This is a genomic window from Streptomyces sp. NPDC057253 (assembly GCF_042669125.1).
Lineage (GTDB): Bacteria > Actinomycetota > Actinomycetes > Streptomycetales > Streptomycetaceae > Streptomyces.
In genome coordinates this window covers 21,859-28,578 of record NZ_JBHUXV010000116.1, presented here as the reverse complement: position 1 = coordinate 28,578, position 6,720 = coordinate 21,859, and the positions used below count along the sequence as shown (strand labels likewise).

6 protein-coding genes and 1 tRNA gene are annotated in these 6,720 nt (G+C 71.8%); 3 read left to right on the top strand and 4 right to left on the bottom strand.

Annotation, left to right across the window (positions count from 1 at the left end):
- Positions 1-20: 20 nt before the first annotated feature.
- The 3 genes from ACFULQ_RS39445 to ACFULQ_RS39435 all read right to left on the bottom strand — a co-directional run bounded on the left by ACFULQ_RS39445 (position 21) and on the right by ACFULQ_RS39435 (position 2,678).
- Entirely contained in the window at positions 21-986 is a 966-nt protein-coding gene (locus ACFULQ_RS39445; RefSeq protein WP_383553834.1) for a DUF5926 family protein, read from the bottom strand.
- Between the two features lie 167 nt (positions 987-1,153).
- Positions 1,154-1,792 (bottom strand): ATP-binding protein, encoded by a 639-nt coding sequence (locus ACFULQ_RS39440; protein ID WP_383553832.1) that lies wholly within the window; start codon positions 1,790-1,792, stop codon positions 1,154-1,156.
- A 58-nt stretch (positions 1,793-1,850) separates the two neighbouring features.
- A complete protein-coding gene (locus tag ACFULQ_RS39435) occupies positions 1,851-2,678 on the bottom strand; it encodes a glycerophosphodiester phosphodiesterase (protein ID WP_383553830.1) in 828 nt (275 codons plus the stop codon).
- Between the two features lie 258 nt (positions 2,679-2,936).
- Between ACFULQ_RS39435 and ACFULQ_RS39430 the strand changes: the two genes are divergently transcribed.
- The 3 genes from ACFULQ_RS39430 to ACFULQ_RS39420 all read left to right on the top strand — a co-directional run bounded on the left by ACFULQ_RS39430 (position 2,937) and on the right by ACFULQ_RS39420 (position 5,228).
- Complete coding sequence (locus tag ACFULQ_RS39430) at positions 2,937-4,436, top strand: S1C family serine protease (protein WP_383553828.1); 1,500 nt, start codon at positions 2,937-2,939, stop codon at positions 4,434-4,436.
- 62 nt (positions 4,437-4,498) lie between these two features.
- Positions 4,499-4,583, top strand: a tRNA-Ser gene (locus ACFULQ_RS39425).
- Positions 4,584-4,727: 144 nt separating this feature from the next.
- Entirely contained in the window at positions 4,728-5,228 is a 501-nt protein-coding gene (locus ACFULQ_RS39420; protein WP_383553826.1) for a hypothetical protein, read from the top strand.
- Between the two features lie 88 nt (positions 5,229-5,316).
- Here the strand turns inward: ACFULQ_RS39420 and ACFULQ_RS39415 are convergent, their stop codons facing one another.
- A complete protein-coding gene (locus ACFULQ_RS39415; protein WP_383553823.1) occupies positions 5,317-6,258 on the bottom strand; it encodes a DUF4231 domain-containing protein in 942 nt (313 codons plus the stop codon).
- Positions 6,259-6,720 lie beyond the last annotated feature (462 nt).

Genomic DNA, 6,720 nt, shown 5'->3' with positions numbered 1-6,720 from the left:
GGTCAGCCGCACCGCGGGTGTCAACTCAGCGTGACCTGGCGGTTGGTGAGACCACCGCGGGCACGGCGCTCGTCGGCGGTCAGCGGCGCGTCCACGGCCAGGGCGCCCGCGAGCCGCTCGGCGAACTCGGCGGCCGGCTTCTCCACGTCGTCCGCGGTGACCCCGCTCGGCAGGTCCCAGACCGGGACGGTGAGGCCGTGAGCACGGAAGGAACCGACGAGCCGGGTGCCCTCGCCGAGGCTGGAGCGCCCCACCGCGTGCAGCCGCGCCAGCGCGTCCAGAAGCTGCTCCTCGGGGTGCGGCATGACCCAGCGCAGGTGGTTCTTGTCCGGGGTCTCGCACCAGTAGGCGGCATCGACGCCGGTCAGCCGGACGGTCGGGATGGCCGCGGCGTTGGCGCGCTCCAGGGAGGCGGTCACCTCGGGGGTGGCGTTCTCCGCGTCCGGGACCCAGAACTCGAAGCCCTCGTGCACAACTGGCTCGAAGGCGCCTTCGGGATCGAGCAGATCCTGGAGCCGCGGACCGTCGGCGGGAGCGCGGCGGCCCTCCACCGGGGTGCCGGGGGCCGCCTCCAGCGCGCGCTTCAGGGTGTCGGCGAGGTCGCGGCTGATGTCGCCGGACGCCGTGTCGTTCTGCAGGCCGAGCAGGACCGAGCCGTCGTCGCGGCGCAGGGCGGGCCAGGCCATCGGCAGCACCGTGGCCAGGGTGACCGACGGGACGCCCTCGGGGAGGCCGTCCTTCAGGGTCAGCTCGACGGTGGCGGCGGGGACCAGCTCGCGCAGGGCCACCCAGTCGCCCTCGCCCGCGAGGCCCTCGAACGGGCGGTGCACCAGCTCGGTCGCGGCCTGCGCGGCGGCCCGGCCGTGGCAGGCCTTGTAGCGGCGGCCGCTGCCGCAGGGGCAGGGTTCGCGGGCGCCGACGACCGGGACCTCACCATCCGTGATCTGCGGGCGCTTGGCCTTCGTCTGGGGTCGCTTCTTGGCCATCGTGGCTGTCTCCCGGTTACGGCTCGTCTCGTACGGGCGCGAGCCTAGCCGCTTGTGACTTGGCCGACGGGAGCCTGTGGACAACCACGGGGGTGTCCTGCGGACGTCCTGCGGTGTTCTGCGGTTGTCCTGCGGTCTTCTGCACCGGACGCTCGGTCCGGGTCGCCTCAGTCGAGATCGTTGAACGCGTCCACGAAGCCCAGGTCGGATATCGCGGACACCGGCGGAGCCGTGACCCGTGACGCGAAGTCGTCCCGCCGGCGCCCCGCATCCGGATCGTGCACGTCCGCGTGGACGACCACCCAGACCGTGACCTCGCCCCGGGCGTCGTCCCGGACACCCCAGTCGTCGGCCAGCGCGGTGATGATGTTCAGCCCACGGCCGCCGTGCGCGGTGACCGAGGGCGTCGCCGGAGCCGGGCGGGTGGGCCCACCGCCGTCCGTCACCTCGACCGTGAGCCTGCCGGTGCCGTCCACCCGCCAGGCGGCACGGACGTCACCGTCCCCGGCCAGGGCGTCGCCCAGCGGTCGACCGTGCTTGCACGCGTTGCTCAAGAGCTCGGAAAGAATCAGAACGGCGTCGTCGATGACCGATTCCGCCACGCCACCCCTGCGCAGCTGCACGCGCATACGGTGTCTCGCTTCCCCCACGCCCGCAGGGCCATGGGGTACGGCCATGCTCGACGACGTGGGCACCTCCTGTGCCACCACCAACGCCACCCCCGAGACCTCCTTCGCCCCACGCCACGGTGTGGATGCCCCATTGGCCTGTACCGGAAACCGGCCAATCCCGTTCCGCTGACGCATTCAGAACGACCGAACACGGACCGAACGCGCCGGGGCACACCCTGTGACGGAGGGGACGTCAGCGGCCCAGTCGGTCGAGCACCGCGCGCGGGCGGTTGGTGATGATGGCGTCGACGCCGAGCTCCACGCAGAGGTCCACGTCCTCGGGCTCGTTGACGGTCCACACGTGCACCTGATGGCCCGCGCGCTTGAGGCGCTCGATGTAGCCGGGGTGGTTGCGCACGATCCGGATCGAGGGCCCGGCGATCCGCACTCCCGCGGGCAGCCGGCCGTCCCGCAGCCGGGGCGAGACGAACTGGAGCAGATAGACCGTCGGCAGCGTCGGCGAGGCGGCACGCACGCGATGCAGCGATCGGGCCGAGAAGCTCATGACCCTGATCGGCGACTCGGCGGCCGAGGCGGGCGCGTCCAGGCCGAACCGCTTCAGCAGCACCAGCAGCCGCTCCTCGACCTGTCCGGCCCAGCGCGTCGGGTGCTTGGTCTCGATGGCCAGCTCCACGCGCCGGCCCGCGTCGGCGACGAGTTCGAGCAGCCGCTCCAGGGTGAGGACGGAGGTGTCCTCCCGGTCCTCGGGCCGGTACACCCAGTCCGGCTCCTCGTCGCGGGTGCGCCAGAACTCCCGCGTCCTGCGGGAGGCGAAGTCCAGGGTGGCGAGCTCGGCGAGCTCCAGGGCCGAGACCGCTCCGCGGCCGTTGGACGTACGGTTGACCCGTCGGTCGTGGACACAGACGAGATGCCCGTCCGCCGTGAGGCGTACATCGCATTCGAGGGCGTCGGCGCCGTCCTCGATCGCCTTCCGGTAGGCGGCGAGGGTGTGCTCGGGAGCGTCTTCCGAGGCTCCGCGGTGGGCGACGACTTGAGTCAGCTGCTGCCGTGCGTGGGTCACCGCGTCATGGTGCCACCGCATGGGGGTACGCGTGCGAACGGAGGCATATGGTTTGCGCCTCATTTGTCTTACATGGCCTATATAAAGAGCAGCCGCGGACCCACAGGCACCGCTTATGGTGCCCTGACGGCTCGTGGGAAAAGCTGACGGCATACAAAAGGACATGCACAGCTGACGCACGCCGGACACCGAGCGGCACTGGCCGAGCGTGACCGAGTGCGACCGACAACAGACAGCCGTGGACCGAGGAGAGAAGCTGTGAGCACCGAGAACGAGGGCACCGCGGTACCCCCGGCCCCGTCCGCACCCCCCGTGCCGGTGGACGCTCCCGCGGCTTCGGCGCCCCAGGCCTCCGACGCGGGTGCCCCCACCGCCCCGCTCCCGCCGCACCCCTCCGGGGGTCCCCAGGGTCCGGAACTCGTGCACGCGGGACCGGCTCCGGCGTACGCCTCTTCGGAGGGGCAGCAGCAGGCCGGCCCGGGCGGCCCCGAGGGCACCTGGCCGCCGCCCCAGCCGCCGGGCACCCCCTTGTACGCCGACGGTGGTGCGGGTGGCCCCGGTGCGGGTGGCGCGGGCGCGGGCGGCGCCGGTCCGACGGGTGTGTGGGGTGCGGGCTACCAGCAGCCGGCGCCGAAGCCGTCGAACGGCCGCGGCGGTCTCGTGGCCGCGATCCTGGTGGCCGCGCTGGTCGCCGGAGGCCTCGGCGGCGGTCTCGGCTACACCCTGGCCAAGAACAACGACAACGGCTCCTCGACGACCGTCTCCGCCTCGGACAGCGGCGGCAGCGTCAAGCGGGACGCCGGGACGGTGGCGGGCGTGGCGCAGCGGGCGCTGCCCAGCACGGTCACCATCGAGGCCGAGTCCACCAACGGCGAGGGCGGCACCGGAACCGGCTTCGTCTTCGACACCCAGGGCCACATCGTCACCAACAACCACGTGGTGGCCGACGCGGTCGACGGCGGCAAGCTCACGGCGACCTTCCCCAACGGCAAGAAGTACGACGCCGAGGTGGTCGGTCACGCGCAGGGCTACGACGTGGCGGTGATCAAGCTCAAGAACGCGCCGAGCGACCTGAAGCCGCTCACCCTCGGCAACTCCGACCAGGTGGCGGTCGGCGACTCCACGATCGCGATCGGCGCCCCCTTCGGCCTCTCGAACACGGTCACCACCGGCATCATCAGTGCCAAGAACCGCCCGGTGGCCTCCAGCGACGGCAGTGGCTCGAACGCGTCCTACATGAGCGCGCTCCAGACCGACGCGTCGATCAACCCGGGCAACTCGGGCGGCCCCCTGCTGGACGCCCAGGGCAACGTGATCGGCATCAACTCCGCGATCCAGTCCACCAGCAGCGGCGGCCTCGGCGGCACCAGCCAGTCCGGCTCGATCGGCCTCGGCTTCGCCATCCCGATCAACCAGGCCAAGTACGTCGCCCAGCAGCTGATCCGCACCGGCAAGCCCGTCTACGCCAAGATCGGCGCGTCCGTCTCCCTGGAGGACTCCTCGGGCGGCGCGAAGATCACCACCGAGGGCGCGGGCGGCTCCGCCCCGGTCGAGGCGGGCGGCCCGGCGGCCAAGGCCGGCCTCAAGCCCGGTGACGTCATCACCCGGCTCGACGACTCGGTCATCGACTCCGGGCCCACCCTGATCGGCGAGATCTGGACCCACAAGCCCGGCGACAAGGTCAAGATCACCTACGAGCGCGACGGCAAGACCCACACGGTCGACCTGACCCTGGGCTCCCGCACCGGCGACAGCTGACCACCCCCCACCCACCCTGACCCGTTACTCTGGTCCCCGCGCCGCGGTCACCCACGGCGCGGGGTGGGTTGCCCGAGCGGCCTAAGGGAACGGTCTTGAAAACCGTCGTGGCGCGAGTCACCGTGGGTTCAAATCCCACACCCACCGCGTGAACGGTGTGATGGAAGGGGCGTCCTCCAGAGGGGGGCGCCCCTTTCGTGTGTCGGGGGTGGGCGTGGTGTGTGGCTTCGGTGGTGGGACTGGGTAGGGAGGAGGGCGTCCCGACCGGTTCTACCGAGGGTGGCGGCGAGCGTGGAGCGTACGACTCGGATCGGAGTCACCGGGCACCGGGATCTCCCCGAGCCGGTGGTGGAGTGGGTGAGCGCGGGGATCCTCGACGAGTTCTCCCGTCAGGCCGCGAGCGGGCCCGTCGAGGCGTTCAGCGCCCTGGCCGCCGGGGCCGACCAGCTCTTCGCCGACCTCGCGCTGCGCAGCGGGATCCCTGTCACGGCGGTCATCCCCGGCACCGGTACGGACTACGAGCGTCAGCTGGGCGGACCGGAGGCCCGTCTCGCCTTCCGTCGGCTGCTGCTCGACTGTGCCGACCGAGTCGACCTGCCGGTGGAGCGGACCCGGGAGGAGGCGTACGCGGCGGCCGGCCGCTGGATCGTGGACCACGCGGACCGGCTGGTGGCGGTCTGGGACGGCGAGCCGGCGCGGGGGATCGGCGGCACCGGCGAGATCGTGGCGTACGCGAGCCGGGTGGGCGTACCGGTACGGGTGCTGTGGCGACCGGGGGCGCGGCGCCCCTGACGGATCCGGGCTGAAGTCTCACACCCCCGTGGCTGCGGCGGCCGTTCCCCGTCCCTCGAACGCCTCCCGTGCACCTCAGTCCCCCCACTCACCCCCCAAACCGCGCCAACCAGTCCGTGTGCTGCGGCAGCATCAGGTGTTCCGTGTCGGTGACCTCCTGGGGCCAGCGGTCCTCGGCCACGCTCTGGGCCAGGACGGCCCGTTGGGTCTCCAGGCCCTCGCGTACCAGCGCGTGGGCGAAGGAGAGGGGATGGTGGCGGCGGGTCTCCAGCCAGGCGACGCCCGTTGCGGCCGACGCGGCGAGCAGGCCGCTCAGGTCCCAGCCCGAGACGAGGCCCGCGCTTCTGACCACCGCGGCGGTCAGGGCCAGCAGGGTCAGCAGTGCGGTCAGTGTGGACCAGAGGGCGGCGGAGCGGCGGGCCTGCACGGCTCGGCCGCCGTACCAGCTGAGCTGGTCCAGGACCCGGTCCCGCAGGTAGATGTCCTTCCGGACGGTGAACGGCTTGTCGCGCACCGCCCGCATCGCGCGCGTGATCTGGGGGTGCCGCGGATCGTCCGGCTCGTGCCGACTGGCCGGATCCCACAGCGTGTACCTCGACGGAGGAGGGGCGGCACCAGGACCCGTACCCGACCCCGAGGTCCGTTCAGGCGACGGCTCGCGCCACCCTATCCGCCGTAACGCCCGTAAATGCTCCTCCAGTTGCTGGTTGAACAGCCCGTCGGGATCGCGCACCTTCGAGTGGAACGGGCCGCCGTGCACCATGTACTGCCAGGCCAGCGACTTGACGGTCTCGGCTGCGTCGCGGTGGGCCTGCCAGTGGGCGCGGGCCCGGCGGCGCTGGATGACGACCCCGGTGACCACGGTGAGTCCGTACAGCAGAGCCGACAGCGCGGTCAGGGCATGGCTGTCGAAATGGTCGGCCAGGGTGGCGAAGACGGTGGCCACGAGCAGGAGCGTCAGCTGGGTCATCGTGGCCCGGAACGCCTCGCGCTGACGGGTCAGCGCCCACTGGTCGTTGGAACGGAACAACGGCGGAAGATCGTCGTTGCCTATCGTCGCGCGCGGCCCCGGAACGTTTTGCCCGGGCGTGGTTGCCGCCATGCGTCACCTCGCCATGAAGAGGGGAAGACTCATGGTGACTTGGAGTCGTGCGGGTGCCAACACCGCGTTGTCGAGGGGGCCTTGGTGGGCATCATGGCGAGAACCGGCCGCTGGCCGGGCAGCACGGTCCCGGGTTCCTGGCCGCCGGGCGATCAGTGTGCTTCCCTGAAGGCAGAACCGCATGAATCCGCCCGCAACTCGATGCGCTGCAAACCGAGTTGCGGGTCGACGCACGCCCACAACGACCACATCCACACCGCCGTGCCCGGAACAACCGCCGGGTGTGGCGGTACGAGTGAGCACGGGGGGTTCGTGGAGAAGCCAGCGACCGATGTGGATCTGGGGATGCCAGACCTGGCCGGACAACTGGAGCGGGACCTCGACGCACCC

Coding starts and splice junctions, on each gene's coding strand:
- ACFULQ_RS39445 (WP_383553834.1), bottom strand. CDS start 986: ATGGCCAAGAAGCGACCCCAGACGAAGGCCAAGCGCCCGCAGATCACG.
- ACFULQ_RS39440 (WP_383553832.1), bottom strand. CDS start 1,792: ATGCGTCAGCGGAACGGGATTGGCCGGTTTCCGGTACAGGCCAATGGG.